The organism is Nitrospira japonica, assembly GCF_900169565.1.
In the GTDB taxonomy this organism is placed as follows: Bacteria; Nitrospirota; Nitrospiria; order Nitrospirales; family Nitrospiraceae; genus Nitrospira_C; species Nitrospira_C japonica_A.
On record NZ_LT828648.1, the window covers coordinates 3,599,269 to 3,617,803 of the forward strand.

2 protein-coding genes are annotated in these 18,535 nt (G+C 61.7%); both read left to right on the top strand.

Going from position 1 to position 18,535, the window contains the following annotated elements; all coding sequences use genetic code 11:
* The first annotated feature begins 24 nt into the window (after positions 1 to 24).
* Positions 25 to 13,101: a non-ribosomal peptide synthetase gene (locus tag NSJP_RS17205; protein WP_172834422.1), complete on the top strand. Its 13,077-nt coding sequence runs from the start codon at positions 25 to 27 to the stop codon at positions 13,099 to 13,101.
* Positions 13,098 to 18,527 (top strand): alpha/beta fold hydrolase, encoded by a 5,430-nt coding sequence (locus NSJP_RS17210; protein WP_080888108.1) that lies wholly within the window; start codon positions 13,098 to 13,100, stop codon positions 18,525 to 18,527. Before NSJP_RS17205 ends, NSJP_RS17210 begins: the two co-directional genes overlap by 4 nt.
* Positions 18,528 to 18,535: the final 8 nt, after the last annotated feature.

The following is an 18,535-nucleotide window of genomic DNA, read 5'->3' on the forward strand; positions in this document are numbered from 1 at the left end:
GGCGCGACCGAATCGACCCTTTTCGTGGCTGCCGTCCTGATCCTGTTGAGCCAGTATTTAGGAACGGACGAGGTGAGCCTGACCGTGATCGCGCAGGGCGCAGACGGTCATGCGTGCCCCCGAATCGTCCGCGTCGACTGCCCTGGATCGCGCAAGACAAGCGATCTAGTGCAGGACGTGCGTATCCAACTGGCGGCAGATGCGAATATGCCGTCGCATGATTCGATGCTTCCCTGCGCCGTTATCCTGGACACAAACTACGTAGTGAACACGTTTTCTGGTGTTCTGGCGTTCGAATTCTGCTCAGACAAGCCCTCGGGCTGGCTCAGCCTGCACCATAGATCCGGCGCGTTCGCCCGCTGGCTTGTGCATCAACTCGCGCACCACCTAACTCGCGTCATTGCGAGCTGCCTGTCGAATCCGACTCTGCCGCTCGCTCGAGCACGGCTGCTCGAAGATTCTGAAGCCGCCGCCATGATGGCCAATGGAACGGGGCCGCGACGAGAATATCCGACCAACGTGACGCTGCTGCGTCTCTTTGACAACCAGGTTTTCACCGCTCCAGACCAGATCATCGTGATCGATCCCTGCGATGCAAATGGACCAAGCGGTGTCTCCAATCGCGTCCTAGATGGGCGTGTCCGCAGCTTGACGGGGCGCCTCGCAGCGCTCGGCGTCGGCGTTGCGATGCCCGTCGTCGTTTACGTGAGACGGTCCGTGGACGCTCTGGTCACATTCCTCGCCATTCAGAGATTGGGCGCGGCCTACGTTCCTCTCGACCATTCGTATCCGACGGAGTATCTGCGGCTGATCGTCGACGATACCCGTGCACCCGTCGTCATTACCGATCACGCGCTGGATCCGTCGGTGGTGCCGCCGACTACACATCTAATCGCGGTCAGCGACGACGCCGGCGAACGGCCGGTGATTGCGGAACACATCGGAACGACAACGCCGTGCTTGATCATGTACACATCCGGGTCTACAGGACGTCCTAAGGGCGTCGTTCATTGCCAGCGACAACTGATCAATCGGCTGCACTGGATGTGGGAGACCTATCCGTTTTCAGATGGAGACGTCCTTGCACAGCGCTCGTCGATCAGCGTGATGCCATCTATGTGGGAGTTGCTCGGCGGTGTGTTAGCCGGCATTCCGACGGTAATTGTACCCGATGCCGTTCTCCGTGACCCGGTCGATTTCGCGGCTTTTCTCGCGCAGCATCGTGTCTCCTTCATCACGTTGACACCGACGTTACTCAACCTCCTGCTCGATGCGCGCGAGCGCGCACCCGCGTGGCCCGACCGTCTGCGCATCGTTATCATTGGCGGGGAGCCGCTCACAAATGCGCTGCTACGACGCTTTCACGCCATTTTCCCGCGCACGCTGCTCGTCAACGATTTCGGCGCTACGGAAGTGAATACGATCCTGCACACTGCCTTCCCTCCAACGGAGCACGGCGTTGAACACGGGCGAGGATTTCGCCCGATAGCCAATGTCACGACGGTGATTCTCGACCCGTACATGCGGCCTGTGCCCTTCGGCGTGGAGGGCGAGCTTTGCGTTGCCGGTGCCCCCGTCGCGCTGGAGTACCTAAATCGTCCCGACCTGACTGTGGAACGCTTTGTCGAGGCATCTCCCAGTGACGGTGCAATGCCATCTCGCTTCTACCGCACTGGCGACATGGGGTACATGTTGCCCGATGGAATTTACATCACGGGCCGGCGAGACCATCAGGTCAAAGTCAATGGGATGCGCCTCGAACTTGGCGGAGTTGAGCGCGTACTCTCTGACCACCCGTCCGTGGGGGAATGCGCCGTAATACACCGCGCCCTACCCGATCGCACCTGCCTCGAGGCGTATGTGGTGGGCCGCAAGGGGCACACTCGGTCCGCAGTAGACCTCCGCGCGTTCCTCTTGAAGCGCCTGCCGTCACACATGGTGCCTCAGCGGATCGCGTGGACCGAGTCGCTGCCGCGCCGTCCGAATGGGAAACTCGATCGGATTGCGCTCTGCGCTTCACCTCCGACGGAACCTGTGCGGACGCCGGCTGGGCCTGACGGTCCAGAGCGCATACGCGCGCTCGTTCGCGAGGTTGCCGCTAGCGTGGTCGGGGTGGACGCGAGCGCGATCCGTTGTGACGTCGAACTCGTGCTACTCGGCTTCGACTCAATCGCGACGATCGATTTCGCACGTCGGCTCTCAGACAAACTGCAGCGGCCTATCTCAGCGGTGATGGTCTATGACTACCCAACGCTCGACGCACTGCTCTCGCAACTGTGCGGCACCCCCGAACCGGCTGTCGCCCGGGCGGCCCCCGTAGTCAAAGACCATGACTCGATTGCAATCGTTGGGATCAGCGGCCGCTTCCCAGGGGCAAACGACATTCATCAATTCTGGGGCAACCTGTGCGCCGGTATTGAGAGCATTTCGACGCAGACGTATGGCCGATGGAATCCAGAGGCAGTCTACGATCCTGATCCGGCCCGGGACCGCCGTTCGTACAGCAAGTGGGGAGGCTTTCTCGCTGGAGCCGACAAGTTCGATCCAGAGTTCTTCGGGCTCTCCCCAGCAGAAGCGCGGGCCATGGATCCGCAGCAGCGTCTGTGCCTGATGGAGTCATGGCGGGCGCTCGAGGACAGCGGCTGCGCAGGCCCCGGCCTCGAACACCAGACAGTCGGTGTGTATGTTGGGGCGCGCGCGAGCGACTATGCCGCGCTGATCTCTGCCAGCGGAGGCGCACCCGATGCCAATACGCTGCTGGGAAATGATATGTCACTGTTGGCCGCGCGCATATCCTACTTCAACAACCTGCGCGGCCCGAGCGTGGTTGTTGACACCGCGTGCTCCTCCTCGCTGGTGGCAGTGCACCTGGCGTGTCGAAGTCTGATCGCTGGCGAGTGCACAGTGTCGTTGGCCGGCGGCGTCTGCGTCACCAACGACCCGAGTTTTTACGTGGCGACGAGCAAGCTTGGCGTGTTCTCTCCGACCGGCCACTGCCGCGCGTTCGACGAAGCCGCCGACGGATTCGTGCACGGCGAAGGTGTCGCGTTCATCGTGCTCAAGCGTTTGAACGACGCTCTTGCCGACGGCGATCACATACGCGCCATTATCCGAGGAACGGCCGTGAATCAAGACGGCCGCTCCAATGGAATCGTCGCGCCCAATGGGCGGGCACAGTCCGAACTTCAGACGTCGCTTTATCACCGGCTCGGCATCGATCCGGCAACGATTGGTTTCATAGAAGCTCACGGCACGGGCACGCGCCTAGGAGATTCGATCGAGGTCGAAGCCCTGATGCGTACCTTCCGCCGGTTCACCTCGCGACGGCAGTTCTGCGCGATCGGATCGGTGAAGACGAACATTGGTCACCTGACAGCAGCTGCGGGGATCGCCGGGCTCATCAAGGCGACCCTGTGTCTGTACCACCGCCAGTTCGTTCCATCCCTTCATTTCCATCGGCCCAATCCGCTGCTTAACCTGGCCGATTCGCCGTTCTTCGTCGCCACTGCGCACACTGCCTGGAATGCCGATAAGGGATTGCTCCGGCGCGCGGCGGTCAATGCGTTCGGCATTGGCGGCACCAACGCGCATTGCGTCCTCGAGGAGTCGCCTCACCCGCCGAATCCTGATTTACCAAAAGGCGGCTCATGGGTCTTTCCGATGACGGCGGCGACGCCGGCCGCGGCCCGGCACCTTGTTGTCGCATTCCTGCGCTGGATCGACGAGGCTGGCCGAGGAGCCACGCTCCGAGACATCTCGTATTCGCTGCTCTCCGGTCGGAAACTGTTCCCGCACGGCTATGTGTTCGTTGCTCGCAGCCAGGAGGAGCTGCGATCGCTCGCTCGCCACGCGCTCGAGGCAGATGGCTCATGCGGACTGCGCGCCGTGACGCCTTCGCCGACGGCAGCTACCGCAGGGCCACCGCTTGCTTTCGATCCAGCCGTCATGTCTTTCGAGAAGGCCTGCAGAATTGCCGATACAATCACACGGGGCGTCGATGATGAGTGGCGGGAGCTATTCGCCGGGGGAACATCGCGTCGGATCCCATTGCCAACCTACCCCTTCGCCCAAGAGCGATTCTGGATCGATGCGCCACAGGACGCCGTGCCCAATAATGGGTCACCGTGTGAAGGGCGGGCTGATCCATGTCGCACGATCGCGAACGCGGTGGCGCAGGTCCTGGGCGTCGACGACGCGAGCGTCTCTTCCGGTCGGTCGCTGCGCGATTACGGCTTCGATTCGGTCCGGTCGATCACGCTCAAGCTCAGCCTCGAACGAACGCTCGGGTTCAGCGTCCCGCTCGAGTTGCTCCTAGGCGACTGCTCGATCGCTGATCTTTCCGCCAGGCTTTTCGAGAACACCATCGCTGCAGATGCTCATCCTCGCTGGGTGGAGTCGGGAGAACCAAACAGACCGTTCCCTCTGACCGAATTGCAGGCTGCCTATTTCGTGGCCCGGCGAATCCCAGACTACGCTGGCGTCGGCGCACACACGTACCTGGAGTTTTACGTCGAGCGTCTCGATCTAGAGCGGCTCGAGAGCGCTTGGCGCCGCCTGGTCGCACTGCACCCGATGCTGAGGGCCGTCATCGATCGGGATGGAACCCAGAGAGTTCTGGCTGAGCTGCCCGATTTTGATTTTGTTCGCTATGACGTGCAAGGCGACCGCGCCCGCCTCGACGAGCACCTCGCGAAGGTTCGCCGCGAGATGTCGCATCGGGTATATCAGATTGCGGAGTGGCCACTATTCGACATTCGCATAACGACAGGCGCCGCGGGTCCGGCGCGGGTTGACGTCAGTATGGACTCGTGGATCGTCGATGGCCCCAGCGCCAGCCTGCTCTTCAGGCAGTGGCGCATGCTCTACGAGGGGCGGGAGATTCAGCCACCGCGAGCGACATTCCGCGACTTCGTCATGACGATGAAGCAGTTCGAAGGCAGCGCGGCGCACCGACGGTCTCTTGAGTATTGGAAAAAGCGGCTGCGCGAGCTGCCGCCTCATCCACGACTGCCGTCTCGTCGGCACTACGCGGGGCGTCCAGTGAATGCGACGGACGAGCGTCGTCGGCTGCACGCGCTAGTGCCAACAGCGGTCTGGCAGCGCATCAAGGCAGCGCTCGTCAACGCCAAAGTCTCGCCAAGCGTCGGGCTGCTCGGCCTGTTTGCGGAGCAGGTGCGCGACGCCGGCTGGGGAGACCGCTTTTCGCTGGTCCTCACGCTCGACGGGCGTCTCGCCCTGCATCCGGACATTGACGAAGTAGTGGGCCCATTCACGTCGACAAGCATCTTCATCGTTGACGACCATGCCGACCTATCACTGCCCGAAAGATTGCGCCGCTATCAGCGCCAGCTATGGCAGGACCTCAATCACCGTTACGTGGGCGGCGTCGCTGCGCTACGCGACGCGACGCGCGAGATGCAACAGCGATTGAACGTCGTTTTCAGCAGCACGCTGTGGTCTGGCGCACAGTCGGCTGACGCTCCAACATGGTTGTCCACCGCCGACTTCGAAGTCTCGCAGACCCCCGGTGTCGATCTGCACATGCAGGCGTACGAGCGGGCGGAGGGCCTCCATCTCGCCTGGGACGTTGCCATCGACCGATTGGAGCTCGGCGATATCCAGCCAGTCTTCGATGGGCTCACCAGGCGCACTTTGCAGCTCGGCGACGCCACTGAGGCGGCATGGGAGGCCGACGCCGAAGTCCTCGCTCAGCGACGGGAGCTCATTGGGTGGGCCACCACCACTGGCGAGCAAGATGCTCCGCTGACTCCGCTGCAGCAGTCGTACGTCGCGCATCGCCTAATGCACCCTGCTGAGCCGCTGGCCACGGTGTACCGCGAGTTCGAGCTGGTCTCGTTCGATGCCATGCGGCTCCAGCGCGCCATTGATGTCGTGATTAGGAACTCATCGACGCTACGCTCGGTCTTGCAGCCCGACCGCGGCAGGCTCGTTGAGTTCCCCATTGTTTCCTATCCAGTACGAGTCGAGGACCTCCGTGGCCTGGACCCTGAAGCGATTCGCTCCCGCCTCAACAGTGTGCGCGCCGAGATGGAGAATAGCCTTCGGCGAGGACGCTGGCCTCGCTTCGCCGTGCGCGCCTGGCAAGTAGAGAGCGATGTGGCGAGATTGCAAGTGTTGCTCGATAGCGTCGCTTTCGATGGGTATAGTGTCGGGCTATTTTACGACCAACTTTTCCGTGGCTACTATGACGAGGATGAAACGGGGACGCCGTCGTCGGCATTTCGTCACTACGCCACAGCGCGTGCGCGGTACATCGAGACTGCAGCCTATCAGGCAGACCGGCGCTATTGGGCCAACAAGCTTGCCACGATCCCGTCGGGGCCGACGTGGCCGTGGCCGAGGCCACCCGACTCATCGCCGTCGCTACGCCTTGAGTTCACGTTCGACCGCTGGGACGCTTTGCGCCAGAAAGCTCATGCGCGCGGCCGGAATCCCGCAACAGTCCTCCTCGCTACTTACGCAGAAGCACTGCGGCGCGCGACCAATGACGACGCTTTTACAATTGTCGTCGTGGACTACCATCAGCGCGAGGCATTCCCGAGCCTAAAAGCTGATTATGGCGACTGCTCGACGGTGTCATGGCTACCGTGGAGTGCAGCAACGAGATCCTTTGAGCAGCGGCTCAGCGATCTCGAGAACGAGCTGAGACGTGACAATCTGCACGGGTGGGGCAACCCGTTCGAAGCGCTGCGCGCTGGCGGGAGCGCGGCCGATCTCGGCCGTCGCTTTCCAGCCGCGTTCACGGACTGCCTCAATGTCCCTGTTCTCAACCATCCCCAGGTGAGTGAGTGCATCGCCTATTCGTCGACGCCAGGGATCGACATCGACCACGTCGTCGTCCGCTCGGGCAATGGTGTCAAATCGACTTGGCAGATCAGCCAAAATCTCATGACCGCGGCCGAAGCGGCGCGCATACTCGAACAGTACCAGCGGATCCTAGCGGAGCTCGCCGTCGATGAGAGTGCATGGAAACGCGCAGCGTCGGAGCTGGCCCCACCACCGCCCGCCCTGCTCGCGCCAGCTTTGTTGCCCGAGGCGTGGAACCAGACCGATGCAGACTACGATCGCACGCAGTGCATTCATCGACTGTTCGAGCAACGTGCGTCAGAGGCCCCCGATCGCGTGGCACTGATCGCGGCTGACGGCGAGCTTACTTATGGGCAGCTCGAGCGACGCGCGAACCAGCTCATGCACTTCTTACGAACACAGCAGATTGGTCGTGGCGCGCTCGTCGGCCTTCTCATGGAGCGGTCCCTCGACACGGTCGTGACTCTGCTTGCGATCCTTAAGAGCGGCGCCGCGTACGTGCCGCTTTCGCTCAGCGACCCGCCGGTGCGCATCGCATCGATCATCCAGCAATCGGGACTTTCGCTTGTCGTCACGCAGACCCGGTATGCATCGCTCGTCGGCGCGTCCCGAACGATATGCTTAGACGCGCAGGCGTCCGCCATCGCGCGCGAGAGCGTTGTCCCCTTCACTGGGACACGCACGCGCGCAGACGACGTCGCCTACGTTATTTTCACGAGCGGGAGCACCGGCCAGCCAAAGGGCGTCGTTGTTCAGCATCGGCCGGTGGTCAACCTCATCGGATGGGTCCACAAGACGTTCGGCTTTGGCCCTATTGACCGAGTCCTATTCGTCAACTCGCTCGCATTCGACCTCTCTGTTTTCGACATATTCGGAATGCTCGCGTGCGGAGGGTCTATTCACATTGCCGACGATTCGGAACGTGCTGACGCGGCCCGCTTGGCCGATATCCTCCTAAGTGGATCCATCACCTTCTGGAACTCGGCGCCCGCATATATGCAGTTCCTCTTACCTAGCTTGAGAAGCCGGATAGCCGCCGAACCGCCCGAGGTGCGCCACGTTTTCTTAAGCGGCGACTGGGTCTCGGTCAGCCTCGTGGGCGAGGTACGCGAGTCTTTGCGCGTTGCGCAGCTGGTCGCGCTCGGAGGCGCAACCGAAGCGACGATTTGGTCGAACTACTTCGTCGTCCCCGAAATCGATCCTAGATGGTCGAACATCCCGTACGGTAAACCCATCCAGAATGCGCGCTACTACATTCTCGACGAGCGCCGGCGCCCTTGCGCCACCGGCCAAAAAGGGCACTTATATATCGGCGGCGAGTGCCTGAGCGCGGGCTATCTCCATGCGGAGGAGCTCACGTCGCAGAAATTCGTGCCGGATCCATTTCACGAGCGGCAGGGCATGACGATGTATGCGACAGGTGATCTCGCCCGCGTCGGAAGCGACGGCAACATCGAGTTCCTCGGCCGAATGGACAACCAGGTCAAACTCCGGGGATTCCGCATCGAGCTCGCCGAGATCGAGACCGCACTTACCAAGGCAGGCCTCGAAAGTGCCGTCGCCGTCGTTCGCGAGGAGAAGGCCGGCAATCCTTTTATTGCTGCCTTCGGTGTCTCGCATGACGACGAGGGATTCATCACAGACGATGCATTTTGGCAACGGCTCCGCGATCAGCTTCCCGAATACATGATTCCGTCGCGCGTATGCGTGTTGAAGACGCTACCCACGACCGACAACGGCAAGGTCGATCGCAAGCGCCTCAGTCAGGAGTCCTGGATGGAGTTATTGGCGCACGCGACGCAAAAACCGCATGCCCTCGACATCGCGAACACGAGTGGGCCCGGTCGCGCTTGTCTCGTCAAACTGCTGTGCTCCACGCTCGGAAATCTGTTGTCGCTCGATCCGACGAAGTTCGACGGCAGCACAGACCTCGCCGCGCTCGGTGCGAACTCGCTCCACTTTGCGGTCCTCGCTGAACGACTTGGTGAGGCGATGGGCCGCCCCGTCAATCCGGCCACGCTGTTTCACTGTGCGACCATCGACGCCCTCATACAAGCCGTAAGTGACCCCTCGTTAACACGGTCGGTTGCTCCCGGAGTCATCGCTGCTGACCTCGACGCTGCGCGGACGCCCGCTGACCGGCTCACGGAGCTATCGATCATCGGAATCCATTGTCGTATGCCGCACTCCGACGGTCTCGATGCATTCTGGACCAACATTGTCGCCTCCCACGACTGTATCGACCCAATCCCACCCGACCGATGGGATTGGAAGACCCATTACGGCGATCCGAATGGGGAAGGCAATGTCACGAGCGCCCACTGCGCCGGCTTCATTCGCGATATCGACTGCTTCGATGCGGCGTTCTTCGCGATCTCGCCTCGCGAGGCCGAGCTCATGGATCCGCGCCAACGTCTTTTGCTCGAAGGCGTCTGGAAGACGCTCGAGGACGCCGGCTACCGCCCGACTAGTCTTCGCGGCCAGCCGATCGGCGTGTTCGTCGGTGCTCTCGGCGATGAATACGCAGCCCTGCTTCAGCAAAAGGGTGGGGCACTTGATCGATTCTCGCTGACCGGATCCGCCCGCAGCTTTCTCGCGAATCGAGTGAGCTATTATTTCGGCTGGCACGGCCCCAGCGAGGTCATCGATACGACCTGTTCCAGTTCGCTGGTCGCGGTCCACAACGCTGCCCGTGCGATTCAAAACGGGGACTGCTCGATGGCGATCGTCGCAGGCATCAACGTCATGATTGATCCCATCCCGCATATCAGTCTGTCCAAGGTAGGCGTGCTCTCGGCAGACGGCGCATGCAAGACCTTCGACACGAGCGCGAACGGATACGTCCGGGGTGAAGGTCTCGGAATTGTGCTTCTCAAATCCCTTGCAGACGCCGAAGCTGACAAGGACCATATCTATGCTGCAGTCTGCGGCACGGCAGTCAACCATGGAGGCCGCGCCAGTGCGCTCACCGCGCCCAATGCAGGAGCGCAGGCCCGAGTGATCGTGGAGGCTCATCGCCGCAGCGGTCTGCATCCACGGCAAATTGGCTATATCGAGGCGCACGGCACTGGCACTCCGCTCGGAGATCCCATCGAGATCGAAGGGATCAAGGAGGCGCTTACAACGCTCTACGGCGACCGTAGAGAAGCGCTTCCGTCTGAGAAACACGTCAGTGTGGGCTCCGTGAAGACGAGCATCGGCCACCTTGAGGGCGCGGCCGGGATCGCCGGGCTCCTCAAGGCAGTCGCGGCCCTCCGCTATCGGCAGCTGCCGCCCACTCGGCATTTGACCAAGCTGAACCCTCGCATCGAGATCAATGGCACGCCGCTATTCTTCCACACCGATGCCCGGCCATGGAGCGCGCACCTAGATGCGAGCGGACGGCGCCTGCTGCGCGCCGCCGGCGTCAGCGCCTTCGGATTCGGTGGCGTCAATGCACATGTCGTGGTGCGCGAACATGAATTTTTGCTGAAGGAGACGGGATTGGGAACCGCAGCGCGCAGCATTATTCCGTTGTCCGCCGAGACGAAACAGCAGCTGGCCGACTATGCACGTGCACTGTCTGCCGCACTCACCACAGTTGATGGCGCGCGAATCCACGATGTTGCATACACACTTGCCGTGGGTCGGGAATCCTTCTCCCAGCGTGCCGCGTTCGTCACGAATTCCATTCAGGAGTTGGTTCGTCAGCTAACCGCATTTGCGTGTGGTGACCATGCCATCCCCGACGTATGCATTGGCAGCGGCCTCGAGGATGCAGACCGCGCATCCGCGGCGCCGTCAATCTATGCGCCGAGCGTCCCTCACCAGACAGATCCGACCGCGGTTGCGCAGGCATGGGTGCGTGGACACACGATCGATTGGCGCATGCTCTATGCCGACATGAATTACCGGCGGATTTCGCTACCCACCTATCCGTTCGCACGCACCCGGTACTGGCATCCGGCTCTGCGCCCTCAGGCTGAGGACCGGAGTCGTGCTCTCCTCGTCGAATCGTCCACCAGCTCCGGTCGGGCCTTTCGGCTGTATCTAGCGCGGAACGAACGCTTCGTCGCAGATCACACGATCAACAGCACGCCTGTCCTGGCTGCATCCGCGTATGCTGCGCTCTCCGACGCAGTCGGGCGTCGCATACTCGATTCCGACACGCTTGCTATTGCTGACGTCGTATGGAGCCGGCCGCTTCGCTTTACCGACGACGAGCCGAAGCCTATTGACATCACTGTCAGCCCGCATGGTGATGGGCACCTGCTTTCGTTTCAAGCCTCCTCCAATGGGGAACAGGTCGAGCTCTGCTCGGCGCGCCTCGACGGCGCGCCGCCTCGACGGCGGGAACGCGTCGACATCGACATAATAAAGGCACGCTGCGGCGTGCAGCTTTCAGGCACCGCTTGCTATCGCCGGCTGCATGATGCCGGCTTGCGATTTGGTCCTTCGCTGCGGGTAATTCAGTCCGTTTGGTGTGGGCCGTACGAGGCGATCGCGCGCTTGGCCATCGAGGACAGCGATCTCGCTGTGGCATGGCAATGGGCCGAGCGTTTGAATCCGGCGCTCCTGGATGGTGCTTTCCAACTTTCGGTGCTGCACGAACTCCTTAATTCCGATGGCTGCGCACCCGCCTCTCTAGCGCTTCCGTTTAGCGCGAAGCGGATCACGCCTTACTCTGCGTTGCCGAGCCAATGCTATGCGTTCGTCCTTCTCGACAAGACTAGCCGCACGGCGAGTTCGGTCCGCAAGTGCGAGATCACGCTCCTCTCAGATGTGGGAGAGCCTTTGGTGCACATTGAACAGAGCACAGGACGACCTCAGAAACGGCGCGAGTCCGCTCAGTATGCTCGCGTCTATCGTGAGTCCTGGCAACGTGTCGCGGCACCGCTGCCGCGCAAGGACGGCGCAGCAATCACACGCCACTTGTTCGTCGGGCTTCCGGCGCTCGCCGATGCGTTTAGCCGCGCGGGCCATGGCGTCCTAGCAAACGCCATCCTCGCAAAGAAGTCGACAGCGTCGATGTCGTACGGGGCTGCTGTGCCATGGCCGAGCCTACTACGCCAGTTTGACGGGGTTACCCCCGGACGACTCGTCGTGTGGTACGACTCTGTCGGGCTTATGTCGCTGCCTGCGAACGATCAGGTTTGCTTCAGTTTCGACACGATGTTCGAGCTATCGAAGCAACTGCTGGCATTGCGCCTGCGTAAGCCCTGTTTCGTCATCATCTCTTCCGTATCGGCCGCCGGACGAGACGAGTCCCCGACGGTGGGAGCTCTGTCGGGATTTGCCAGAGCGGTCCGGAGCGAGAACCCCCTGCTTAGGCTGAAACTTGTGCAATGGGTGGGCTTGAGCGAAGCAGAGCTTGTTGGCAGATGCAAGGAGCTTACTTACATTGTCGACGGGCTGTGCGCTTGGGCACCCGATGCCACCGAACACAGGATTGATCTTCGGACGAGCGCTTACGAGGTGAAACGATTGACAGCGGATTATTCTCCGTGCCTCTCACAGGGTCTGCACGTTCGTCCGGGTGGGGTATACGTTGTCACGGGCGGAGGCGGCGGCATCGGGCAGAGAATTGCCCGACGCTTGGTCGAGTGCGGGGCGAAGGTTGCGCTCATCGGCCGATCGGCCGAGCCGCAGACTGCGGTCGTGGAACCGTCGCTCTCGGCGGCGGCTCGCTATCTGCAGGCCGACGTCACTGATGCGGTTGCAATCGCAAAGGGCCTTACTACCGTGCGCGCTGAGCTCGGGCCAATTCGCGGTGTGTTCCACTGCGCTGGCGTCGCAGGAGGACAACTGCTACTGCATCGACCGCTCTCGGCTGCGCGTCATGTCCTGGCTCCAAAGGTGCTCGGAACAATCAATCTCGACGAGGCAACACGAAATGATCCGCTTGACTATTTCGTCCTCTTCTCGTCGCTTGCGTCCGTGACGGGGCCGGTCGGCGCCAGCGATTACGCATATGCGAATCGCTATGGCGATCTCTTCTCCGAGCATCGCAACGCAATGATTCGAAGTGGTCAGCGGCAAGGCGTGACGGTGTCTGTCAGCTGGCCGCCGTGGTCCGATGGCGGGATGTCGTTGCCCCCACGCGAGATCGACCACCTGCGATCAATGGGATTAACGCCGATTGGCAGCAACAAGGCGATTGAGGTCCTCGCGGCATGTCTCGCCGCCGGCGGCGGCCACTTTATCGTCGGCTGCGGCAACGGAGCAGATATCGAACGGTTTTTCTCCACGAGTATTTCACCAATGACAACACATGAACAGGAGGCACGCTCGTGACCTCGAGGCTGACAGCAACCGACGTCGACCGTGCGATTCGGCAGGCGATCTCGATCGAAACAAAGATTCCGGAGGACCAACTCCGTGAGGACGAGCCGTTCGAGCGCTACGGCATAGAATCCGTAATGAGTGTCGCCATCGTCCGCCATCTTGAGGACAGGTTCGGCGAACTCCCGAAGACGCTGCTGTTCGAGTACCAGACGTTGCGACACTTGACCAACTACTTTCTCGAGGAGCAAGGAATCGAGACCGCGCCTACTCAGTCGATCCCCGCGGCGCCGCGGCCGAAGGAGACGCACACCGGTGACATCGCCATCATTGGCATCAGCGGTAGATTCCCGCGCGCCGCCAACCTGCAGGAGTTTTGGGCCAACCTGCGCGAGGGACGTGACTGTATCACGGAGATCCCTGACCGCCTTTGGGACTGGAAGCAACTCTACGACAAAAAGCCCAACACGGAGAGGAAGTCGTACGCTCGATGGGGTGGATTCCTCGACGACTCTGATTGTTTTGATCCGTTGTTCTTCAACATTCCAAACCTCGTGGCCGAGGCGATGGATCCTCAACAGCGGCTGTTCCTCGAGGTGGTTCACCACACGCTTGAGGATGCGGGATACACCCGCGAACTCCTCCATTCCAAGCGGGTCGGCGTCTACGTCAGTGCAATGTGGAGCGACTATCAGCATTACGGCACACAGGACGCGTCGACGGAGAGCTCCTTTGCGTCGATCGCGAACCGCACCTCGTACTTCTTCGACTTCCACGGGCCTAGCATAGCTCTCGACACCAGCTGCTCCGGTTCACTGACGACGGTCCATCTCGCCTGCGAGAGCCTGCGCAGCGGCGAGACCGACCTCGCGATCGCCGGCGGAGTGAATATCACCACGCATCCGCACAAATACCTCGCGCTCAGCCTGCTCGGATTCGCGTCGACCGATGGCCGGTGCCGCAGTTTCGGTGCCGACGCAAACGGCTACGTTCCGGGTGACGGCGTCGGTGCCTTGCTCCTCAAGCCGTTGGTCGATGCGATCGCCGACGGCGATCGAATACATGCCGTAATCAAAGCAACAGCGATCAACCACGGTGGCCGATCGAGCGGCTACACTGTTCCCAGCGCCGAAGCCCAGTCGGAGCTGATCGATGCGGCGCTCCGCAAAGCCCGAATCAATCCGCGGACGATTGGGTACGTCGAGGCCCATGCGCCGGGCACCGCTCTCGGCGATCCAATCGAAATCAGGGCATTGACAGACACCTTCAGGAGATACACGAACGACTCCCAATTCTGCGCCATCGGTTCGGTCAAGTCGAACATCGGTCATCTGGAAGCCGCAGCGGGATTCGCTGGCATCGCCAAGGTCGTGCTGCAGATGCGACACCAGGAGATAGTGGCAAGTCTTCATTCAGACAAGCTAAATCCTAACATCCGATTCGAGGCCACGCCGTTCTTCGTTCAACAAAGCCTTCAACGCTGGCAGCTTCCACGCACTGGCGGCAACGGATTCGAAGCGCAACCCAGACGGCGGGCCGCCGTCAGCTCCTTCGGTGTCGGTGGGGCGAACGCTCACGTCATCCTGGAGGAATATCCCGAACCCGTCGTGTTCCGCCCCACCCGCGCTGAGCAGCTAGTCGTTCTCTCTGCGAAGACCGATGAACGGTTGCGCGTTGTCATTCAAAATATGCACAGTCACGTCGTGCGCGCGCTCGCGCCTACTGAATCTCACGTTATCGCCGGTCCGCTGACTCGTGACTGGGTGCTCGAGCTTTTGAGCAACGTGAGCCATGTCCGCGCCTGCTTGCTTGACGACGCAGATTTGCTGACCGACATTTTGAGTCAGCCTACCGACCAAGACACGCTGATCGCGTGTGTCCAAGACCAGCTCGGTATCGCGCTCGACCGAAAGTGGATCGAGCGCGCCACCATCGGGGAGCTCTTGGCGTCGCTGGACCATTCGGCGTCGGAGGCTGCGGATGGGGATTCCAGGCCGGCTTACTTGGAGCAAATCGCTTACACGCTCCAGGTCGGACGGGAAGCGATGCGGCACCGTTTCGCGACGCTCGTCGGATCCCTGCCAGAGCTGGCGGAATCACTGCGATGCTTCTTGGCGAACGAGCCGACCGAACTCACGTGGACCGGACACGTTCCGAACACCGCCGCGAACATCGCTTCACGATACGAAGAATCGGCATACGTCTCGCGCCTCGTATCCGCAAAACGTCTGGAGCGACTCGGGGCGCTGTGGTGCAGGGGCGTCGACATTTCCTGGAATGAGATGTACACGACGCCGAAGCCGCGGCGGATCGCGCTGCCACAGTATCCGTTCGCACGCGAACGCTGCTGGGTCGAAGGAGCTGCAGCACGGATCAGCGGCGGGAGCATCTCGACGCCGCCGGTGCGTGACCATGCACATCCTAATCTCGAGACTCGTGTGCAAAGCAATGGAGCCGAGATTGAACGGCTGATGTTTCGTCCGCGCTGGATACCCGTTGCGTCGCTGCCGACTCAAGAAACGACTGTCTCGGACGCGCAGCCTGGCGGGGCCGTGCTATTAGTCTATCCGATCGGCGCCGAGTTCCTCGTCGATGCGTTGAAGCAGCTTCTTCCCCCAAGTGACATCTATGAGATCGTTCTCGAGACGCGCACGGAGCTGGTCTCGCCGACCAAGTGGACCGTAAGTCTCTCTGACGCGGATGCTATCGGAGCCTGTCTCGAGCACATTGAGGACCTCCGCACCGTTTATTTTCTCGGCGGCTATCACGACGACGAATGGCACCCAGGGACAATGGCTGCGTTCCAGCGCTTGCAGCTACAAGGCGTGAGATCGCTGGTCCGCCTGGTTAAGGGACTCGAAGGCCGGCGCCGAGCCGGCTGCAGCATGCCGCGGCTGAAGGTCTTCGCGAACCGTACGAATCGCGTGCACTCGGCTGAGCGCATACAGCCCTTCACCGCAGCCGTATCCGGAATTGCACGCTGCATCGCGCGCGAGTATCCTGAGCTCTCCCCCGAGATCTTCGACCTCGATATCCGCGCGTCCGATGCCAGCCGTCATGCACGCTTGTTGGCTGCACTCCATACTGCCATTACGGGCGTCGCAGGCTACACCGAGGCGTCGATTCGCGACGGCCAAGCCTTCATCCGCCAGATCCATCCGCATGCTATCGAGGAGATTCAGGCGCCTGTTTTCAAACACAACGGCCTCTACGTAATCGTTGGGGGCGCAGGCGCTGTCGGCAGAGTGCTGAGCCGCCAACTCGCCTCACTCGCGAGAGCGCGGCTCATCTGGTTGGGACGCCGTCCCTTCGACGATTCGGTCGCAGCGCAGGTGACCGAGCTGGCGCACGTGGGCGGACAATTGAGCTACATGACTGTAGACGCGGCGGCAGTCGACCAACTCGAGGCCGCGTTCGACGAAATCGAAGCGAAGCACGGTGATATCGACGGCATTCTCCATCTTGCGATGGTCCACGAAGTGGCGCGGCTTTCGGAACTCACTGAAGAGCAGATCGCCCGCACGCTCTCATCCAAGTCCGAATCGACGTACGCGTTGTACTCGGCCCTGCGCCACCGCGACATCGGCTTCGTCGCGCTCTTCTCATCGGCGGAGGCGTATGTCGGCAACGTCGGCTGGGGGGACTATGCGGCAGCGTGCTCGGCGCAGGACGCGTTCGCGCTGTATTGGGCAGACAACGCAGCCTATCCGGTCGTGTCGATCAACTGGGGCTACTGGGAGGGAGGTGACCCCGAGATCGGTGCTATGCTCGAGGCCAAGGGCGTTCACCCGCTTAAGGCTGGCCAGGGTGTCGCAATCCTCGAGCGCGTCATCGGCCGTCGTTCCTCGCAAACCATTGCCCTGGACGTCGACGGCGTCGTACTCGAACGGATGGGGTTCGTGCCACACACCACTCGTCGACCGAGCGCCGACGGCGCAGTCACAATGGCGGAGACAGTGCCCGCCCCGGAGCCGCCCTCACGCACGCCTGTGACAAAGGACGAGCCTGGGTCACCGAGCGATGAGCCCCTCATCTCGGCATCGATGCCGGGAGGAGCTCCCGCTGTGCTTCCGGACGAACACCAACTGAGCTATGCGCTGTCCGATCTGCTGTCGACGGTCCTGAAGATCAGCCGCGCGCGAATTGATCCGGATACCGACCTCATCAACTATGGCATCGACTCGCTCACGGTACTCGCCCTGCAGAAGGCATTGGAGGCGAAGGCCGGGACTCTCCCGGCGACGCTGTTCATCACCTCGACGACGTTGCGGGCCGTCGCTCAACAATTGCTGCAGCAGCATCCTGCCGCAGCCGGGGCGCTCGTTCCGCTGCCGCCGGCACCGTCGTGTGTCGGCGCGCCGACACCTACGGTCGCCGGCAGCCCGGCGCCAAGCGGCCGAGCAGCCGCCGAGGCATATGTCCTTGATCGGCACCCTCCTCCGGATGTCTCGGACTATCTCGCACAGTACGGCGCAATGTACCGAGACGGTCGGCTGAAAAAGGCGTGCGAGATCGGGCCTAAGCTGGGCCTTCCGGTGGCCGCCTCTGGGAGGCCTGAGCTCAAGCACCTGCTGATGAACACGAAGTCATGCAATGCCGTCGAGCTTTTCACTATCGGAAGCGGTGCCCCGGTTGTGCTCCTGCCCGCCGTCGCCCTAACGGCTCCCATCTGGACGCATCAGCTGTCGTCGAGCCTGACGAGCACGATGCAGTTCATCGCACTCCATCCGCCTGGCTACGGCGCAACAAGTCCCATTCGGGACTGCACAACCAGAGGCATCTCTGAGGTTTTCATGGATATGATCGACGTGCTGTCACCGGAACGGCCTGTCCACTTAGTCGCCTCCTGTCTCGGTTGCATCTCGGCGATCTACATGACCAGGTCGTTCCCCGACCGGGTGGCGTCGCTGACGCTAGTCGGCGCCTTTCACGATACGTCAGAAATGGTGGTGGGCGATCCTAGCCAGCTCACGACAGAACAGTTCACCGAGATGCTCACGACGGCGGTCGACCGCGTGAAAGCCGACTTCGCCGAAGTGAGCCAGCACCAAGCCGATGGTGGCGTCGTAACGGGTGCATCACCGGCGTTACTCCTCGATAGCTTCTGCGCGAACGCATTGATCGCAATGCGATACCTCAGCGAGATGCTCTCGCTGTCGCCGCTGCCGTGGCTCGCCGGCATCAAGGCGCCGACCCAGTGCATTGTCGGCTCGAACGATCGCATCGTCAGTACACGCCATTCTCGAGAGATCGTGGCAGGAGTGCCCGGTGCAGCACTCGTGGAAATCGATGGCGCTGGTCATTTCCCGTACCTGACCCACAGCGAGCAGTTCAATTCGCTGCTCGATACATTCATTTCGAAGCATGAACGTCGCCAATACGACCGCTCGATCGGCAGCCGCAACGCCAGCACAACGCTGGCCGCGTCACAACTGTGACATTACCA